Source organism: Nonomuraea sp. NPDC050451, assembly GCF_044458585.1.
Window position 1 is genome coordinate 1,074,933 of sequence record NZ_JBITHZ010000001.1, and the last position, 17,225, is coordinate 1,092,157.

General features: G+C 71.3%; 15 protein-coding genes and 1 riboswitch. Of the genes, 4 read left to right on the forward strand and 11 right to left on the reverse strand.

The window, feature by feature from the left end; all coding sequences use genetic code 11:
• Positions 1-56 precede the first annotated feature (56 nt).
• Positions 57-863 carry an alpha/beta fold hydrolase gene (locus ACIBI9_RS04970; RefSeq protein ID WP_397220602.1) on the forward strand — a complete coding sequence of 269 codons (807 nt, stop codon included), beginning with the start codon at positions 57-59 and terminating at the stop codon, positions 861-863.
• Here ACIBI9_RS04970 and ACIBI9_RS04975 read toward each other — a convergent pair.
• From ACIBI9_RS04975 to ACIBI9_RS04990, 4 genes are all read right to left on the reverse strand, one after another.
• Positions 829-1,575, reverse strand: coding sequence for a YoaK family protein (locus ACIBI9_RS04975; protein WP_397220603.1), 747 nt, complete (start codon positions 1,573-1,575; stop codon positions 829-831). The two genes, ACIBI9_RS04970 and ACIBI9_RS04975, sit on opposite strands and share 35 nt — an antisense overlap.
• Before the next feature lie 189 nt (positions 1,576-1,764).
• Positions 1,765-2,439: a CHAP domain-containing protein gene (locus tag ACIBI9_RS04980; protein WP_397220604.1), complete on the reverse strand. Its 675-nt coding sequence runs from the start codon at positions 2,437-2,439 to the stop codon at positions 1,765-1,767.
• A 13-nt stretch (positions 2,440-2,452) separates the two neighbouring features.
• A riboswitch (cyclic di-AMP (ydaO/yuaA leader) is annotated at positions 2,453-2,590 on the reverse strand.
• Between the two features lie 117 nt (positions 2,591-2,707).
• Entirely contained in the window at positions 2,708-3,661 is a 954-nt protein-coding gene (locus ACIBI9_RS04985) for a Gfo/Idh/MocA family protein (RefSeq protein ID WP_397220605.1), read from the reverse strand.
• Positions 3,662-3,680: 19 nt separating this feature from the next.
• Complete coding sequence (locus ACIBI9_RS04990) at positions 3,681-4,502, reverse strand: aldo/keto reductase (protein WP_397220606.1); 822 nt, start codon at positions 4,500-4,502, stop codon at positions 3,681-3,683.
• A gap of 97 nt (positions 4,503-4,599) precedes the next feature.
• Here ACIBI9_RS04990 and ACIBI9_RS04995 point away from each other — a divergent pair, with 97 nt between their 5' ends.
• Both ACIBI9_RS04995 and ACIBI9_RS05000 read left to right on the forward strand, forming a co-directional pair.
• Positions 4,600-5,544, forward strand: a complete 945-nt coding sequence (locus ACIBI9_RS04995) for a hypothetical protein (protein WP_397220607.1) — start codon at positions 4,600-4,602, stop codon at positions 5,542-5,544.
• 2 nt (positions 5,545-5,546) lie between these two features.
• Positions 5,547-6,707, forward strand: a complete 1,161-nt coding sequence (locus ACIBI9_RS05000; protein WP_397220837.1) for a DUF6716 putative glycosyltransferase — start codon at positions 5,547-5,549, stop codon at positions 6,705-6,707.
• A 227-nt stretch (positions 6,708-6,934) separates the two neighbouring features.
• Here the strand turns inward: ACIBI9_RS05000 and ACIBI9_RS05005 are convergent, their stop codons facing one another.
• From ACIBI9_RS05005 to ACIBI9_RS05025, 5 genes are all read right to left on the reverse strand, one after another.
• Positions 6,935-8,170 (reverse strand): polysialyltransferase family glycosyltransferase, encoded by a 1,236-nt coding sequence (locus tag ACIBI9_RS05005; protein ID WP_397220608.1) that lies wholly within the window; start codon positions 8,168-8,170, stop codon positions 6,935-6,937.
• Positions 8,167-9,153: a glycosyltransferase family 2 protein gene (locus tag ACIBI9_RS05010; protein WP_397220609.1), complete on the reverse strand. Its 987-nt coding sequence runs from the start codon at positions 9,151-9,153 to the stop codon at positions 8,167-8,169. The genes ACIBI9_RS05005 and ACIBI9_RS05010 overlap by 4 nt, the downstream gene beginning before the upstream one ends.
• A gap of 28 nt (positions 9,154-9,181) precedes the next feature.
• A complete protein-coding gene (locus tag ACIBI9_RS05015) occupies positions 9,182-11,290 on the reverse strand; it encodes an N-acetylneuraminate synthase family protein (protein ID WP_397220610.1) in 2,109 nt (702 codons plus the stop codon).
• A gap of 73 nt (positions 11,291-11,363) precedes the next feature.
• The gene (locus tag ACIBI9_RS05020; RefSeq protein WP_397220611.1) at positions 11,364-12,032 is read right to left on the reverse strand and encodes a response regulator; all 669 of its coding nucleotides are present in this window, start codon (positions 12,030-12,032) and stop codon (positions 11,364-11,366) included.
• Positions 12,029-13,522: an ATP-binding protein gene (locus ACIBI9_RS05025; protein WP_397220612.1), complete on the reverse strand. Its 1,494-nt coding sequence runs from the start codon at positions 13,520-13,522 to the stop codon at positions 12,029-12,031. Before ACIBI9_RS05025 ends, ACIBI9_RS05020 begins: the two co-directional genes overlap by 4 nt.
• 107 nt (positions 13,523-13,629) lie before the next feature.
• On the opposite strand from ACIBI9_RS05025, the gene ACIBI9_RS05030 reads away from it, so the two are divergent.
• Positions 13,630-14,976 carry a cation:dicarboxylate symporter family transporter gene (locus tag ACIBI9_RS05030; protein ID WP_397220613.1) on the forward strand — a complete coding sequence of 449 codons (1,347 nt, stop codon included), beginning with the start codon at positions 13,630-13,632 and terminating at the stop codon, positions 14,974-14,976.
• On the opposite strand, the gene ACIBI9_RS05035 is transcribed toward ACIBI9_RS05030, so the two are convergent.
• Entirely contained in the window at positions 14,973-15,794 is an 822-nt protein-coding gene (locus ACIBI9_RS05035) for an SAM-dependent methyltransferase (RefSeq protein ID WP_397220614.1), read from the reverse strand. The genes ACIBI9_RS05030 and ACIBI9_RS05035 overlap by 4 nt on opposite strands.
• Positions 15,795-15,840: 46 nt before the next feature.
• Positions 15,841-17,184 (reverse strand): sensor histidine kinase, encoded by a 1,344-nt coding sequence (locus tag ACIBI9_RS05040; RefSeq protein ID WP_397220615.1) that lies wholly within the window; start codon positions 17,182-17,184, stop codon positions 15,841-15,843.
• Positions 17,185-17,225: the final 41 nt, after the last annotated feature.

Below are 17,225 nucleotides of genomic sequence, written 5' to 3' on the forward strand. Positions count from 1 at the left end.
TTGGTATTTGACCGGGACACTCCCAGAACCCGATGGTTATGTCCATGTTCGAGCGAATGACGGTCGAAGTCGACGGCCGCGTGGCCAGTTATCTGACGGCGGGCGAGCGGGGCCCGGTGGTGTTGCTGCTGCACGGCACGTACTGGAGCCGGGTCTGGGCGCCGGTGATCGACGGGCTGGCGGCGGCGGGGCTGCGTCCTGTGGCGGTGGATCTGCCGGGGCTGGGTCGTTCCGGCGGGGAGCTGACGGCGGAGTCGGCGGCGGTTCCGGCGCTGGCGGCGTGGGTGGCCCGGTTCGCGGCCGTGGTCGGCGCGGGGGAGCGGCTCTCGGTGGCGGGGCACGACATCGGCGGTGCGGTCGCCCAGCACCTGCTGGTGGAGGGGGAGCCAGAGGTGCGGCGGCTGGCGCTGGTCAACTCGGTCACGTACGACTCCTGGCCGGTGCCCGGCGTGGCCCGTTACCGGGATCCGGCCGTGGTGGCGGCCACGACGGTGGAGGAGCTGCTGGCCGCCCGCCGCAAGGCGGTCACCACCGCGCTCGCCCGGCCGGCCACCGAGGCGGAGCTGGCCGAGTACCTGGATCCGTGGAACGACCCTCGGGTGGGCCGGTCGTGGATGGCGCTGGCGGGCGCGGCCGACAGCCGTTACACGCTGGACCTGGTGCCCGCGCTCAAGGCCGATGAGACGCCGAAGCTGCTGGTGTGGGGGGAGGAGGACACGTTCCAGGAGGTCCGGTACGCCGAGCGCTTCGCCGCCGAGGTGCCGAACACGACGCTGGTGCGCGTTCCCGGGGCGGGGCACATCCCGATGGAGAACGATCCGGCCGGGGTCACCCGGGCGCTGGCGGAGTTCTTTCTCGGCTGAGACCACTGCGGGCGATGAGGGCGACGGTGGTGAGCAGGGTCAGGGCGGCTGCCAGGGCGGGGGCGGGGCCGGTGGTGAGGTGGAGGGTGGCGCCGGCGAGGGCGCCGAGGAACATCGCCGCCACGGAGGCGGACCGGCGCAGGGCGGCGCGGCCCGGGGTGTCGGCGGCCAGGCCCGTGAGGGTCGTGGTGAGGACGTTGGTGACCAGGTCGGGTACGCCGAGCGCCCGTACGGACGCGTTCTGCAGGCCCATGCCGCAGGCGAGCAGCACGATGAGGGCTGCTTGGGGCCAGGTCGCGCGGTGTCCGGCCGTGAGGGCGACGGCGAGGGCGGCGGCGACGAGGATCGCGTGTACGGCGGTGGCGGCGGCGAACGCCCGTCGCGTGTTCGCGGCCCGCCTGATCACCCGGCCGGCGCTCCAGGCGCCGGTTGCGAAGGCGGCGAGGGCCGCCGGTGAGGCCCATTTGGACATTAGCGGGTCCCCGGCCAGGGCGAAGCCGAGGAAGACGATGTTGCCGGTCATGTTGGCGACGAAGACGCGGCCCAGGCCGAGGAAGCTGACGGCGTCCACGAGGCCGGTGACGAGGGCCAGGAGGATCAGCAGGGCGGGCAGGACGCCGTGGGGGTTGGCGCCGCTCGGGAAGAGCCCGTCGGCGACCCGGCGCAGCCCGCTCCGCACCAGCCTTCCGGGGCGTCTGCGCTCGGCTGGCATGGTGGGCGGCTCCTCGGCGAGGTCGCGGGCGGCTCGCCTCGGATCTTCCCCGGTGGCGGGCGGTTTGCCTCGGGTCTTCCCCGGTGGCGGGCCGCCGCACTCGCGGGGGTGAACGCGACGAGCGCGCGTCCCGTGCGGGACGCGCGCTCGTTCGGCGTGGGGGGAATGAGGCGCCTGGGGGAAGTCAGGTCAGGAACGGTACTGGGGGTAGCCGTAGCCGACGACCTGGGACTTGGGACGGACGCGCTCCTCGACCTTGCCGTTGCCGGTGTTGCCCTCGATGGTCGAGATGGTGCCGTCGCCGTTGTCCTTCTCGACGAACCCGACGTGCTTGATGTCGTTGAGGTTCTTGCTGCCGCTCCACGAGAAGTACACGATGGCGCCGGGCTTGGCCTCGGTGCCGAAGCGGTGGTTGGCCGCGAACCACTTGGCGTGGGCGACGGTCCAGGCGTCCCAGCCGATCTGCGAGCGGGCGCCGGTCTGCTCGCCCACCCAGGAGACGAACATCGCGCACCAGGCGGCGTTCAGGTAGTGGGCGCGGCTGCCGCCGTCACGGGCGATGGTCTCCGCGGCGCGCTGCGAGTTGGCGTACCACCGCTGGAACTTGGTGCCGCCGCCGGCCGCGTTCTCGGTGATGCCGATCTGGGCCTTGGCGAGCGCCAGGACCTGGTCGGCGGTGACGCTGACCTTGGTCTCGCGCGAGCGGTCGGCGTGGTCGGCGACGGTGGTCGTGTCGATCGGCTGCTTCTCCGCTGCGGTGGCGCTGGTCATGTGGGCGCCGAACGCGGATCCGAGGACGGTGGCGCCGAGAAGGGCGCGGGCGATGTTGGTCTTCGCAGCCGAGGTAAAGCGGAAGTTGGCCATCGAGGGGGTTTACTCCTTGCTTCCATACCGCTTACCGGGTTAGCTGACGGGTTCGGGCGTGGAAGCTGCCCTACGGCACCGAAGTGCCGATTCACCCCAAAGGACGTGGGTCCCCGGTTCCGCCCGAGGGCGGATTCAGCGGTCACAGGACTGTCCTGTGATGTGTCGTGCGATGGTCAGACAAGTCCGGACAAACCGGACGTATGTCTCAAGAATGCCTCAAACGTAATGCATAAGGCAAGAGGGTTACAAATCGATAAAGGCCCAGCTAGGCGACCTGCCTGCGAGCCTCGGCCAGAAGCCCCATCATGGCAAGGGATTCGTCAAGCGGCATGATCGAACTTTCGGTCCTGCCTTCGGCCGTCGCGGCACGGACCTCGCGGAGCTCTCCGGCGTACCCGTTGTCCGCCGGATCGAGCACGTACTCCTCCGGCTCCATGGAGGGCCCAGAGAGCAAAATCCGCGGCGTCGCCCAGAACGGTGCCTGGAGGTCCGCCCGCATCTGAGTCCCTACAACGCAGGCATGGTTCGGGTAATTCCCGAGCAACGAAGTCTCCACGAGAGCCTTCCTGCCGCCGGGGTAGAGCAGGACGCCGCCGGCCTCCGCGTCGACGCCGTTGGGCGCCAGAGTGCCGGTGATCCGCAGGTCGGAGGGCATGCCGAAGAACAGCTGGGCCAGGCCGAACGGGTAGATCCCGAGGTCCAGGAGCGCCCCGCCGCCGAGCTCCGGCGCCCACAGCCGGTGCTCCGGGTCGTAGGGCTTGGCGAAGCCGAAGGAGGCGTGCACCGAGCGGAGGTCGCCGAAGCGCTCCTCGGCCGCGATCTTCTGGATGAGCGGGTTGAACCGCATCCACATCGCTTCCATCAGGAACACGCCCGCCTCGCGGGCCAGGCGTACCATCTTCTCCGCGTCGTCCACGGTGGCGGCCAGCGGCTTCTCGCACAGCACGGCCTTGCCCGCGGCGATGGCGACCTCGGCCACCTCCAGGTGCTGGGCGTGCGGCGTCGCCACGTAGATCGCGTCCACGGCCGGGTCGGCGCAGAGCCGCTCATAGGAGTCGTACGCGGACTCCGCCCCCAGCGTGGCGGCCAGCGCCTGCGCCCGCCCCAAGTTCCTCGACCCGACGGCGGCCACCCGCATGCCCGGTTCGGCCGCGATGGCCGCCCCGACCGTCTGCGCAATATTCCCTGTCGCTGCTATGCCCCACGCAAAATCCCGCACGCGGGAGATCGTAGACGAGTCAGGTCATGTTGAACGTGTCGGGGTCGGGTCCGATCCGCTGGCCCCTGTTCATCGCGCCGATGGCGGCCATGTCCTCGGCGTCGAGGATGAAGTCGAAGACGCCGATGTTCTCGGCGATGCGCGCCGGGGTGACCGACTTGGGGATCGCGACGTGGCCGAGCTGCAGGTGCCAGCGGAGCACGATCTGCGCGGGCGTCTTGCCGCACTTGTCCGACAGCTTGGCCAGCGCCGGGTCGTTCAGCAGGCCCTGGCCCTGGCCGAGCGGGCTCCACGCTTCGGTGAGGATGCCGTTGGCCTCGTGGAAGGCGCGCATCTCGCGCTGCTGGAGGTACGGGTGCAGCTCGATCTGGTTGATGGAGGGCACGATGTCGGTCTCGTTCATGAGGCGGGTGAGGTGCGCGATGCTGAAGTTCGAGGTGCCGATGGCCTTGACGCGCCCGTCACGGTAGATCTTCTCGATCGCCTTCCACGCCTGCACGTACTTGTCCTGCTGCGGCACCGGCCAGTGGATGAGGAAAAGATCGATGTAGTCGAGGCCGAGCCGGGCCAGGGACTCGTCGAAGGCCGCCTCCGCGCGGCCGTGGTCGGCGTTCCACAGCTTGGTGGTCACGAACAGCTTCCGGCGCGGCAGCTCAGCTTCGCGCACGGCCTGCCCCACGCCCTCTTCGTTGCCGTACGCGGCGGCGGTGTCCACGTGCCGGTAACCGGCTTTGAGCGCGGTCCTGACGGCCTGCGCGGCCTCGTCGGCGGGGACCTGCCAGACGCCGTAGCCGAGCTGCGGGATCTGCACGCCGTCGGTGTTGAGCATGAGCGAGTTCATACCCTCCATTGTTCACGTCGCGTTTCTGGTGGCTTAAGGCGGCGGGGCTAGCTTGAAGCGGTCGTGAACGGGCCATCACCCGGCTGGGAGGACAGGAGTGGTCGAACAGGCGTCGGCCTGGGTGGAGTCACCGCTCCAGATGCTGTGCGCCGTCGAGGCCCATTACGCGGGCGTGCTCGGCCCCGAGACGGTGGTCGTGCCGCGCGCCGGCCTGCGACCGTTGAAAGCCACACGTCGGGAGCTGAGGTCTCTTGGGCTGCCCGACGGCCTGGAGCTGGCGGAGCCGCTTGAGCGCATGCCCAGGCGCGTGCAGGCCGTCGGCGACGCCTTCTCCGGCAGGGTGCAGCTGCGCTGGCTCACCTCGCGTCCCGGCCGCATCGTCATCGTGGACGACGGGCTGGCCACGCTCCGGCTGCTGGAGCTGCTGGCCGCGGGGCCGTACCGGCCGCTGCTGCGGGCCAGGACCCAGCCGACCAGGCTCCGCTCCGCGCTGGGCCTGGCGGCCGCGCTGCGGCTGCGCCTGAGCGACGTGTCGGTCTTCACCGCCCTGCCCGTGGACCAGGCCCTGGAGGACGGGGTACGGCGGGCCGGGATCAACCTGGTACGCCACCAGTTCGCGTGGCTGCGCGCCCAGCCGCCCAGCGCGGAGGGGCCCGCGGAGCGCACGGTCGTCCTCGGCACCTCGCTCGTCCGGAACGGGCTCGTGCACCGCGACCACTACCTGCGCTGGCTGACGGACCTGGCGGCCCAGGAGCCGCTCGCGTACTACCCGCACCGCCGCGAGGACCCCGTGGACGTGGCCCTGATCCGGGAGCGCCCCGGCATCACCGTGCACGACGTGGGCGCGCCGGCCGAGCTGACGCTGCGCGGCCTGGACCCGGGCCAGCGCGTGCTCAGCCTGCCCTCGACCGCGATCACCTCGCTGCGGGTGCTGCTCAGCCCGCGCGGTGTCGCCGTGGAGCCCGTGGACGTTCCTGACGACTGGTGGACCAGCAGGGCGGCTCCCGCCCTTCGCTCGCATCTGACAGGAGTGTCCGGTTGAAAGTGTTGGCGGTCGCCGACTCCGACTCGTATCTGAAGTGGGCGGCCTGCCTGCTCGGCGACCTTCCTCCCGGCGGCGCGGCGGAGCTGGTGGTGGTGCGCACGCCGATCGCGCCCTCGCCGGAGCAGATCGCCGCCGCCGTGGGCGGCCTGGAGCCGCCGCCGGTGGTGTCGGCGCGGTCCGTGCGGCGGCTGGCCGAGCGCATGCGGCCGGACGTGGTGCTCGTGGCCTGCACGGGCCCGGTGGTGGACGTGCTGGTGGCCGACGTGCTCGGCGACCTGCGGCCGCGGCCGGTGTTCGTGAGCGGGCTGCCGGGCATCTCGGTGCCGGCGACGGAGAAGGCGTGGTTGTTCCGCAGCGGGTGCGACCTGTTCGTGGTGCACAGCGAGCGGGAGGTGGCCGAGTTCTCCGAGATCGCCGGCCGGCTCGGCGGGGGCGGGGCGGTGGGGCTGGCCAGGCTGCCGTTCCTGCGCTCCGACGTGGTCGCGGGGGGCGGGAACCGGGTCGTGTTCGCCACCCAGGCCAAGGTGCCGCGGGAACGCCAGGACCGCGAGCGGATCCTGCTGGCGCTGGCGGAGCTGGCCCGGCTGCGGCCCGAGCTGGACGTGGTGGTCAAGCTGCGGGCTCTTGAGGACGAGCGGCAGACGCACAACGAGCGCCACCACTACCAGCGGCTGTGGCGGGAGATGGGCGAGCCGGGGCGGCTGGAGTTCGCGGCGGGGTCGATGCACGACCAGCTCGAGCGGGCGGCCGGGTTCGTCACGGTGAGCTCGACGGCGGCGCTGGAGGCGATCGCGCTGGGCGTGCCGTCGCTGGTGCTGGAGGACTTCGGCGTCAGCGCCGAGATGATCAACCTGGTGTTCGAGGGCAGCGGGCTGCTGGGCACGCTCGACGACCTGGCCAAGGGCGGCTTCCGGGCGGCCTCTCCCGAGTGGTGCGAGGCCAACTACTTCCACCCGCCGGCGCACAACAACTGGGCCGGGCGGCTGGCCGGGCTGGTGTCGGCCGGGTCGCGCGTACCGGCCCGATCGCTGCTGGACGGGCCGGAGCACGCGGCGGCGCGGCGGCGGGCCCGGCTGCGGGTGGAGGTGCATCCCTCGATGCTGCGGGCCGGATACCGGGCCAAGCGCCGCATGCGCCGCTACCTCAAGGCCCTCGGCTGACCACCGCCCCACCTGAGCGCCTGAGCCGCTGACGGGGCGCCCGCCCGCGTCCCATTCCCCGAAAGGACCGCAACCCCGGATGGCGGGAGAGGGTCCCTCCCGTCGTCCGGGGCTGCGGTCCCCTGGGAAGGGCGGCGGCGGGGGTTGCAGGAGGTCTCGCCACCGGCCCCCGCGCCGAAAGGCCGCAATCCCCATCGTCGGGGTTGCGGCCTTTCGGGGAGTGGATGTCAGATCGCCGAGCGAATCTTCCGGCGGAGCCGGGTGAGCGCCGTGGGGCGGGCGACCAGGCCGAGGGTCTCCAGGCGCTTGCGCTTGAAGTAGCGGGCGTCGAACTCGATGCTCGCCGGCCGCAGCTCCGGATACGTCTCGGCCTGCATGCAGTAGCCCACGGCCCGGACGAGCCCGCGCAGGTCCACCGCCGTCGGGTGGTCGATGCCGCCGTCCGGCGACAGCCGGGGCAGCAGCGCGTCCACGATCGTGACCGGGATCCGGTTGCTGTTCTCGTACGGCGCCAGCCGGTCGAGCACCAGTTCCGTGCCGTACGAGGCCACCTGGAGCCCGAAGTAGCGCTGCGCGGTCAGCAGCCCCGTCGAGAAGCAGCCCACCACCAGCTCGGGCCGCAGCGCCGCGAAGCACACCTCGGCGGGCACGCTCTCCGAGGCCACCGACAGCCGCACGCCCAGGGGCTCGGCCGCGGCCCGCAGGAGCTGGGCGTGGCGCCGCCCGGCGGCCGGGTGCGGCTTGAAGACGATGTCGGTGTAGCCGCGGGCGGCCAGGGCCTTGAGCATCGTCTCGTGCAGCGCCGCCTCCTCCTCCGGGGTGACGATCTCCAGCGCCGACAGGTACTGGCCGAGGATCACCGCCTGCCCGGGCATCATGTCGGGGGCGGTGGCGGTGACCTCGTGCACGACCGACATGAACCGCTCGTCCGGCAGGATCGAGGGCGCGACGTCGTACTCGCTGAGCAGCAGCGGGGTCAGGCCCGGCACGAGGTCCAGGTGGAACAGGCGTCCGATGCGGCGGAAGATCTCGGCCGGCAACGGGTCGCGGGTGGGGCCGTAGCTCATCAGGCCGTCGGAGTAGACGGTGATCGGGCAGTCGCGCACCAGCCCGGCGATGGTCCGGGCCGGCGGCACGGCGATGGACTCCAGCACCAGCTCCTCGACCCCGTCCAGACCCCAGACGGAGCGGATGAGGCGCTCCATCATCGGCACCTCGATGACGCGGGCGCGCCAGTCGGAGGGGTGCAGCGGGGCGATGAGGTCGTTCCACGAGTGCACCGCGTCGAAGCGCGAGCGCAGCACGGCGAAGCCGGGCGACTTGTCGAGCGGTGCCGTCACCTCGGGGATGGCCGCGTTGTTCGACACGATCAGGACGCGGCGCCCGTCGCCGAAGCGGCCGTCGTCGATGGCGGCGGCCAGCGACATCGCGCCGAACAGCGTCGAGGCGTAGAAGACCTTCACGACGTCTCCTCCCGGTCGCGGCGGACCCGGACGTGCGGGCTGGGCGGCAGGTCGGGCACGAGGGCCCGCAGGGTGGTCTCGCGTTCGACGGACATGCGCGCCACCGACTCCGACACCAGCTCGGCGGGCAGGGCGCGCACCATGTGCGCGCCGCGCTCCTCGAAGCGGGAGCGCAGCGCCGGCGTGAACCGGTCGGCGATCTCCAGGTGGTGGGCGAGCAGGGCGCAGAAGTTCCGCACCGCCTTGGGCAGGAACTCCGGCTCGAGATCCTTGAACACCAGGTCGAACGCGTCGAAGAAGTGCAGCTGGCGCTCGTCGCCGACCTGGGTCAGCGACCCGGACACCATGCGGCGGTAGAACACCCCGGCCAGCGACACCACCGCGAACGTGGCGGCCTCCCGGTGCAGGCGCCAGATCCACGGCCGGTCCTCGGCGGTGTGCAGGGAGCCGGGGAAGTGCAGCAGGTCGCGCAGGGAGCGCCGGTAGATCCCGGCCCACGCGTACGGGTAGTCGACCATCGTCCTGACGCCAGCAGGCATGATGGCGCTACGCGCCTCGAGCACCGCGCCCCTTGGTGCGGACATGGGGGCGCGGTGCACGACCCGTTTGCGGCCCTCGACCTGCACGTGGTCGGCGCGTACGAAGTCGCAGCCGAGCCCGTCGATCGCCTCGACGAGCCGTGCCAGGTAGCCCGGGGCGAGCCAGTCGTCGGCGTCCATGAACGTGACGTACCGGCCGGAGGCGGCCGACAGGCCCGTGTTGCGGGCGTCGGCCAGCCCGACGGGGGCCGGGTTGCGCAGCATGGTCAGCCCGGGCAGGTCGCGGGTGAAGTCGTCGACGATGTCCGCGGTGGCGTCCACGGACCCGTCGTTCACGACGATGAACTCGAAGTCGTGCCGTGCGTTGCGGCAGAGCGAGGACAGCGCGTCGGCGATGTACCGCTCGCCGTTCAGCACCGGCACGACGACCGAGAGAGTGATCAAGAGTGGTTTCTCCAGAGTGCGAACGAGGTCAGACGGTCACCCGGCGCAGGCGGGCCTTGGGGGCCTCCTCGCCGGGGAAGACGCGCTTGACGCCGTCGCCCATGGCCTGCTCGATGATGCGGATGTCGCGGACGAGGTGCTCGAGGCCGGCCGGCTCCAGCGAGGCGGCGTGGTCGGAGCCCCACATGGTCCGGTCGAGCGTGATGTGCCGCTCCACGGTGACCGCGCCGAGCGTGACCGCGGCCAGGGAGATCTGCAGGCCGCGCTCGTGGCCGGAGTAGCCGACGGGCACGCCGTAGCGCTCCTTGAGCGTGGTGATCGTGCGCAGGTTCGCCTCTTCCGGCGGCAGCGGGTACGTGGACGTCGCGTGCATCATGATCAGCTTGTCGGTGCCGAGGATCTCGACGGCCGCGTCGATCTCCGACAGCGTGGACATGCCGGTGGACAGGATGATCGGCTTGCCGGTGGCGGCCAGGACCCGCAGCAGCTCGTGGTCGGCGACGCTGGCCGAGGCCACCTTGTGGACGAGGACGTCCATCTCCTCCAGGAACTCCACGGAGGGGACGTCCCACGGCGAGGCGAACCAGTGCAGGCCGCGCTCGTCGCAGTATTTCGCGATCTGCCGGTACTCGTCGTAGCCGAACTCGGTCCGCTCCTTGTACTCCAGGTACGTCATCTCGCCCCACGGCGTCTGCCGGATCTGGCCCTTCTGCTCCTCGGGCACGCAGATCGCGGGGGTCCGCTTCTGGAACTTGACCGCCTGGCAGCCGGCATCGGCCGCCACGTCGATGAGGCGGCGGGCGATGTCGAGGTCGCCGTTGTGGTTGATGCCGATCTCGCCGATCACGTACACGGGCTCGCCGTCGCCGACCAGGACGTCGCCGATCGCGACGCGCTCATGGTCGCGGCCGCTTCCGGGCTCGTTGGCTCGTCCCTCGCTCTCTCCCCCGGAGCTCCTCCGCTCCGGGCCCAGCCGGGGCCGCGTCCGGACCTCGGCGGCGGGCGGCTCGGGCCGGGCGGCCACGACGCGGTCGCACAGCTCGCGCACGGCGCCGGACCCGCCGGGCCTGGTCAGCACGACCCTGGCGGCGGCGCGCACGCGCGGGTGGGCGTCGGGGGTGGCGATGGGCCAGCCGACCTCGGCCATCGGGCCCAGGTCGTTGACGTCGTTGCCGACGTAGGCGACGCGGGCCGGGTCGAGGCCCTCGATGGTCAGCCAGTCGCGCAGCACGATCCGCTTCTCGGCCAGGCCCTGCAGCACGGGGACGCCGAGCTTACGGGCGCGGGCGGCCACCACCGGGTTGTGCTCGGTGGACATGACCAGCACCTTCACCCCGGACCGCTTCAGCAGCGAGACGCCCATCCCGTCGGAGCGGCTGACGAGCACCATCTCGCGGCCGTCGGAGTCGACGTAGGCGCGGTCGTCGGTGTGCACGCCGTCGAAGTCGGTGATGACGGCGTCCACGTCGATCGGCTCGGGCTCGTCGATGAACGGGGCGAGCGCGCGCACCAGCTCCAGGTCCTCCGGGTTGTCGATCTCGACGGCGTGCTGCGGCGGCACCGGCTGGACGGCGACCTGGCCGAAGAAGCGGTGGCCGCGCTCGCGCAGGCCGGAGGTGCGCATGACGTAGAAGGCGCCGTTCTCGCGGAACTGGGCCTCGCGGTCCTGCCGGCGGGGCCGGACGGCCGGGTCGTGGTTGATGCCGGCACCGGCCGAGGTCCACAGGAACTCGTGCGTCGGCAGCCCCGACACCACCGAGTCGGCCTCGCCGTCCAGCACCTTGCGCACCGCCTCCGACAGGTCCTTCGGGTCGATGAACGCGCTGGTGCACTGCACCAGCACGACGACCTCGGGGTCCACGCCGAGCGTGTCGAGCGCGTGCAGGACCGCGGACTCGCTGGAGGCGGTCGCGCCGCTCAGCTCCTCGGGCCGGTCCACGATGGTCGCCCCCGCCTCGCGGGCGGTCTCGGCGATGCCCGCGTGGTCGGTGCTGACCACGACCTGGTCCACGAGCTCGGCCCGCAGGCAGGCCCGTACCGCTCGGGTGACCAGCGGGACGCCGCCGACCAGGGCGAGGTTCTTCAGGGGTACGCCCGCCGAACCTCCGCGGGCGGGAACTACGGCCAGGACTCGCAAGATCTGTCTCCTCAGTGCATCGGACTGCACCCAGAAGCTAGAGGCCCGGATTGAACGGCCAGCGTCACCGTCATTAACTTTCCATGGGGATCCGGTAGAGGAGTTCTGGCCGGCCGACTCCGCCGTACTGCGGGATGCGGGCGGCCACCCCCAGCTCGACCAGGTATTCCAGGTAGCGGCGGGCCGTCACGCGGGACACCCCGATCGCGTCGGCCACGGCTTGGGCCGCCATGCCCTCGGGGCTGTCGCGCAGCTTCGCGGCGACCGTGTCGAGGGTGTCGCGCGCCATGCCCTTCGGCAGCTCGGAGCTGCCCCGCAGGGTGCCGAGGACCCGGTCCACGTCGCCCTGCCCGACGGCCAGGCCCGCCTCGTCCTTGAACCGGGCGTAACGCGTCAGCTTTTCGGAGAGTGTCGCGTAGGTGAACGGTTTGAGCAGGTACTGGGAGATGCCGAGGGAGACCGCCGAGCGCACCATGGCCAGGTCACGGGCCGAGGTGACGGCGATCACGTCGCACATGAGCCCGCCCGCGCGGATCGCCCGGCACACCTCCAGCCCGTGCATGTCCGGCAGATACAGGTCGAGCAGGACGAGGTCCACGGGCTTGCCGCGCAGGAACCGCAGGGCCTCGCCGCCGGTCCTGACGACCCCGGCCACCTCGAAGCCCGGCATCCGCTCGACGTAGATGCGGTTGGCCTCGGCCGTGATCTCCTCGTCCTCCACGACGAGCACGGAAATCGTCATCGCACCCGCTCCGGCACCGGCAGCCGCACGGTGAACACCGAGCCCTCCACGTCGATGGTGCCGCCCAGCCGCCGCACCGCCTGCCCCACCAGCGCCAGCCCCAGCCCGCGCCCGTCTCCCTTGGTGGTCCAGCCCTTCGCGAACGCCTGCGGGTCGGCCAGGCCGGGGCCGTTGTCGGCGACCTTGATGAGGACCTCGCCGCCGCCCGCGCTGAGGTGGACCTCCACCCGGGAGGCCGCGTCGATGGCGTTGTCGATCAGGTTGCCCACGATCGTGACGAGCTCGCGCGGGTCGAGGCCCAGGTCGTCGAGCTCGCTGTCCTGGCTGATCACGAGTTCGGCGCCGCGTTCGGCCGCCTCGGCGCTCTTGCCGAGCAGCAGCGCGGCGAGCACCGGCTCGCGCACCGCGCCGACCACCCGGTCGGTCAGCTCCTGCGCGGCGCGCAGCTCCGCCGTGCCGAGCGCCACGGCCTGTTCGGTACGGCCCAGCTCCACCAGCGTGATGACGGTGTGCAGCCGGTTGGCGGCCTCGTGTGCGGCCGAGCGCAGCGAGTCGGCGAAGTCGCGCTCGGCGCTGAGCTGCCCGGTCAGCGCCTGGAGCTCGGTGTGGTCACGCACGGTCACGACGGTGCCGAGCCGGCTGGCGGCGCTGTTGACCGCGAGGACGCGGTCGCCGACCAGGTGGACGCGCTCGTCGTCGTCGGCCAGCACCTGCGAAAGGCCCAGTTCGTCCACGTGCCGCCCTTCGGCGTCGGCCGGCAGGCCGAGCAGCATTCTGGCGGCGTCGTTGCACAGCGTCAGCGTGCCGTCCTTGCCCACCAGCAGCAGGCCCTCCCGCACGGCGTGCAGGACGGCGTCGTGGTGCTCGTGGATGCGGCCCAGCTCCACCGGGCCGAGGCCGTGCGTCTGGCGGCGCAGCCGCGCGGTGACCAGCCACGTGCCGGCGGCGCCCAGCGAGAGCGCGAGCGCGACGATGAGGCCGCCCCAGGCGAGCTGGTCGCGGACCCTGGCGCTGATCTTGTTGATCGTGATGCCCGCGCTGACCAGCGCTCGCACCCGGCCGTCCGACATGACGGGGGTCACCACCCGCCTGGACTCGCCGAGCGTGCCTCTGTAGGTCTCGGTGAACGTCTCGCCGGCCAGCGCCCGCTCGGTGTGGCCGAGGTAATGCTTGCCGATCTCCGCGGGGTTCGGGTGGGTGTAGCGGGTGCCGTCCGGTTTCATGATGGTGATGAAGTCGACGCCCGTCTGGTGGCGTACCTGCTCGGCGTACGGCTGCAGCCGCGCGGACGGGTTCGGGTCGTCGAGGGCCTGCAGCACGCTGGGCGAGGCGGCCACGCTCACCGCGACGGCCCTGGCCTTGCTGCTCGCCTCGTCGGTGAGCAGCTCATGCGCCTGCACGAGCGCGAGCACCGCGAGGCCCGCCACCGTGACGGCGACCACGAGCAGCTGCAGGACCAGCATCTGGCCCGCCAGGCTCCAGCGCCGCATCTGACATCACCCCTGTGAACGAAACTTACTCAATGGTGACCTATGTCACTGTGAGGGGCATACTCGGGCGTCTAGAAGGTCATTCCATCACCGCTGGAGAGCGCCCCATGCGTGATCGCACTCGCTTCCTCTACCTGGCCGTCATCGGGGCGGTCCTACTCGGCATCCTGGTCGGATTCGTCTGGCCGGACGTGGGCAAGGAGCTCAAACCGCTCGGCACCGGCTTCGTGGCACTCATCCAGATGGTGATCGGGCCGATCATCTTCTGCACGATCGTGCTGGGCATCGGCTCGGTACGCCAGGCGGCCAAGGTCGGCAAGGTCGGCGGCCTCGCGCTCGGCTACTTCATCGTCATGTCCACGGTAGCCCTGCTCATCGGCCTGCTGGTCGGAAACGTCATCGACCCGGGCTCGGGGCTGCACCTCAGCGACGCGGCCAAGCAGGCCGCGGAGGCGCAGGCGGCCAAGGGCGGCGAGTCCACCACGGTCGACTTCCTGCTCGGCATCATCCCGGAGACGCTGGTGTCCTCGCTCACCGACGGCTCGGTGCTGCAGGCGCTGCTCGTGGCGCTGCTGGCCGGGTTCGCGATCCAGGCCATGGGCGCCAAGGGCCAGCCGATCCTGCGTACCATCGAGCACTTCCAGCGGCTGACGTTCCGCATCCTCGCCATGATCATGTGGGCCGCGCCCGTCGGCGCGTTCGGCGCGATCGCCGCGGTCGTGGGGGAGACCGGGCTGGAGGCGCTCAAGAGCCTGGCGATCATCATGGTCGCCTTCTACATCACCTGCCTGCTGTTCGTCGGCGTCGTGCTCGGCTCGATCCTGTGGCTGGTCGCCCGGATCAACCTGTGGTCGCTGCTGAAGTACCTGGGCCGCGAGTTCCTGCTCATCCTGTCCACCTCCTCGTCGGAGACGGCGCTGCCCCGGCTCATCGCCAAGATGGAGCACCTGGGCGTGAGCAAGACCGTCGCCGGCATCACGGTGCCGACCGGCTACTCCTTCAACCTCGACGGCACCGCGATCTACCTGACCATGGCCACGCTGTTCATCGCCGAGGCCACCGGGGCGCCGCTGCAGTTCGGCGAGCAGATCGCGTTGCTGCTGTTCATGATGATCGCCTCCAAGGGCGCCGCGGGCGTGACCGGGGCCGGGCTGGCCACGCTGGCCGGCGGGTTGCAGGCGCACCGGCCCGCGCTGGTCGACGGCGTCGGCCTCATCGTGGGCATCGACCGCTTCATGTCCGAGGCCAGGGCGCTGACGAACTTCGCCGGCAACTCCGTCGCCACCGTGCTCGTCGCCGTCTGGACCGGCGACTTCGACCGGGAGCGCGCGAACCAGGTGCTCGCCGGGAACGCGCCGTTCGACGAGGCCACGCTGCTGGACGAGGACGAGGACGAGGACAACGACCGTCCCGGACCCGACGAGTCGGGCGACCGGGAGCTGTCGAAGGTCTAGAGCTTGCGGGCGATGCCCGCGTAGCCCATCCGCGACACGTCCGCGTCGAGGAAGATCGGGATGTCGCGATCGATGTACGGCCACCCCAGCTCCGGCCCGATGCCGTTGGCGAGGTAGCCGGGCGGGATGAACTCGAAATCACCGAAGAAGGCCGCGATCTCCTTGCCGGGTCGCGGCCTGAACGGCATGTTGGCCCGCTGGTAGAACTCGACCACCCGGTCCGTCAGCTCCGAGTGGGCGTCGCTGCCCACGTGCGAGATGGCCAGATAGCTGCCCGGCGCCATCGCCTCGCGGTAGGCGGCCACGAAGGTGCTCGGGTCGTCCTCGTCGGGGATCAGGTGCAGGATGAACATCATCAACACGGCCACCGGCCGCTCGAAATCAAGGAGCGCGCGCACTTCGGGGTTGGCCAGGATCTCCGTCGGCCGGCGCACGTCGCCCAGCACCATGGCCACCCGTTCCGGGTCGGCCAGCAGGGCCCTGCCGTGCGCGGCCACCACCGGGTCGTTGTCCACGTAGACCACGCGGGCATCGGGGGTGTGGCGGAGCGCGACCTCGTGCACGTTCTCCTGCGCAGGCAGGCCGGAGCCGAGGTCGAGGAACTGCGTGATGCCCTGTTCGCACAGGTAACGCACGAACCGGCCGATGAGCGCCCGGTTCTCCCTGGTGCCGTCGCGGGTCTCGGGGACCGCGCTCAGGACCAGTTCGGCAAGATCCCTGTCGGCTTGGAAATTGTCCTTGCCACCCAGGAAGTAGTCGTACATGCGCGCCGCGTTAGGGATATGCGGGTCGACGCCCTGCGGCGCTTGTTCCGTCATGACACCATGATCTATGACTTGAGCACCGGAAATCTACGAAAAGCGGTCAAACAGCCGGAAGTCTCAACACAAATCTCGCACCGCCCACGCGGTCCTCAACGGTGATCTGGCCCCCATGGGCCACCGCGACGTCGCGCGCGATGGCGAGGCCCAGGCCCGTTCCGCCGGCGTCGCGGCTGCGGGCGGCGTCCAGGCGGGTGAAGCGCTGGAAGATGCGCTCGCGGTCCTCCTCGGCGATCTCCACGCCGTCGTTCTCGACCGCCAGCAGGCCCGTGTGCTCGCCCTCCCTGCGGACCTCGACCTGGACCGTGTGCTCGGCGTGGCGCTGGGCGTTGTCCAGCAGGTTCGTCAGCACCCTGGCCAGCTGGAGCCGTACGCCCTCGACCACCACCCCCTCGGCCAGGTCCACGTGGACGGGCACCTTGTCGCAGCGCACGGACAGCTCCTGGCATACCAGCTCGGCGAGGTCCACCCGCTCCTTGACCACGTCCACCCGGGAGCCGATCCTGGCCAGCAGCAGCAGGTCGGTGATGATGGCCTCCAGGCGGTCGGTGTCGCGCAGGGCGCTGTCCACCAGCGCCTCGACGTCGGTGTCGTCGGGATAGAGCTGGGCGCTCTCCAGCTGGGCGCGCAGGCCCGCGATGGGGGTGCGCAGCTCGTGCGAGGCGTCGGAGGCGAACTGGCGCTGCTGCTGGGCCGAGCGTTCCAGCCGGGCCAGCGTGCCGTTGACGGACTTGGCGAGCTGGGCCACCTCGTCCCCGCCCGGCGGCTGCGTGACGCGCCGGCTCAGGTCGCCCGCGTGGACGGCGTCCAGCTCGGCCCGCATGGTCGCCACCGGCCGCAGCGCGCGCCCCGTGACCAGCCACGTGGCCCACGACGCCAGCCCGATCAGGATCCCGACCTCGACGAACACCACCACTTCCAGGCCGCGGTTGGCCAGCAGGTCGGGCGTGCTGCGGCCCGCGTAGACCACGGGGGAGTCGGCGAACAGGCTCACCCTGACGGCCGTGACGTGGATACACTCGGTCGGCAGGCAGTTCATCACGCTGACCACCCGGTTCTCGGACGTGGGGCGGATGTCGCTGAGCGGCGGCAGGTTCCTGGCCGCGTCGCTGCTGGCCAGGATCTGGCCGTTGGGGCCGACGACCTGGATCAGGTCCACCGGCGGGTTGGGCACCGGGATGGCGGCGCCCATGGGCAGCGCGCCGCCGCGCATCTCGTACGCGATCCGCTCGGCCGTGTCCCTGGTGTCGCGGAACACGCTGGCCGTCATCAGCGACCTGGCGGTGATCACGCCGGCGACGGCCACGGGGATGAGCACGAGGGCGGCTACAGCCGTCGCGATGAGGGTGACGCGTCCGCGAAGGGATCTGGCCCACCAGGGTGGCACCCTGTGAGGTTACCGAGCGTGATTACCGACATTTGCCGCGT

What these genes read in the sequence shown, in the direction of transcription:
- ACIBI9_RS05030 (WP_397220613.1), top strand. Translation starts at nt 13,630, where the DNA reads ATGCGTGATCGCACTCGCTTCCTCTACCTGGCCGTCATCGGGGCGGTC.
- ACIBI9_RS04990 (WP_397220606.1), bottom strand. Translation starts at nt 4,502, where the DNA reads ATGAACTCGCTCATGCTCAACACCGACGGCGTGCAGATCCCGCAGCTC.
- ACIBI9_RS04970 (WP_397220602.1), top strand. Translation starts at nt 57, where the DNA reads ATGACGGTCGAAGTCGACGGCCGCGTGGCCAGTTATCTGACGGCGGGC.
- ACIBI9_RS05025 (WP_397220612.1), bottom strand. Translation starts at nt 13,522, where the DNA reads ATGCGGCGCTGGAGCCTGGCGGGCCAGATGCTGGTCCTGCAGCTGCTC.
- ACIBI9_RS04980 (WP_397220604.1), bottom strand. Translation starts at nt 2,439, where the DNA reads ATGGCCAACTTCCGCTTTACCTCGGCTGCGAAGACCAACATCGCCCGC.
- ACIBI9_RS05020 (WP_397220611.1), bottom strand. Translation starts at nt 12,032, where the DNA reads ATGACGATTTCCGTGCTCGTCGTGGAGGACGAGGAGATCACGGCCGAG.
- ACIBI9_RS04975 (WP_397220603.1), bottom strand. Translation starts at nt 1,575, where the DNA reads ATGCCAGCCGAGCGCAGACGCCCCGGAAGGCTGGTGCGGAGCGGGCTG.
- ACIBI9_RS05035 (WP_397220614.1), bottom strand. Translation starts at nt 15,794, where the DNA reads ATGACGGAACAAGCGCCGCAGGGCGTCGACCCGCATATCCCTAACGCG.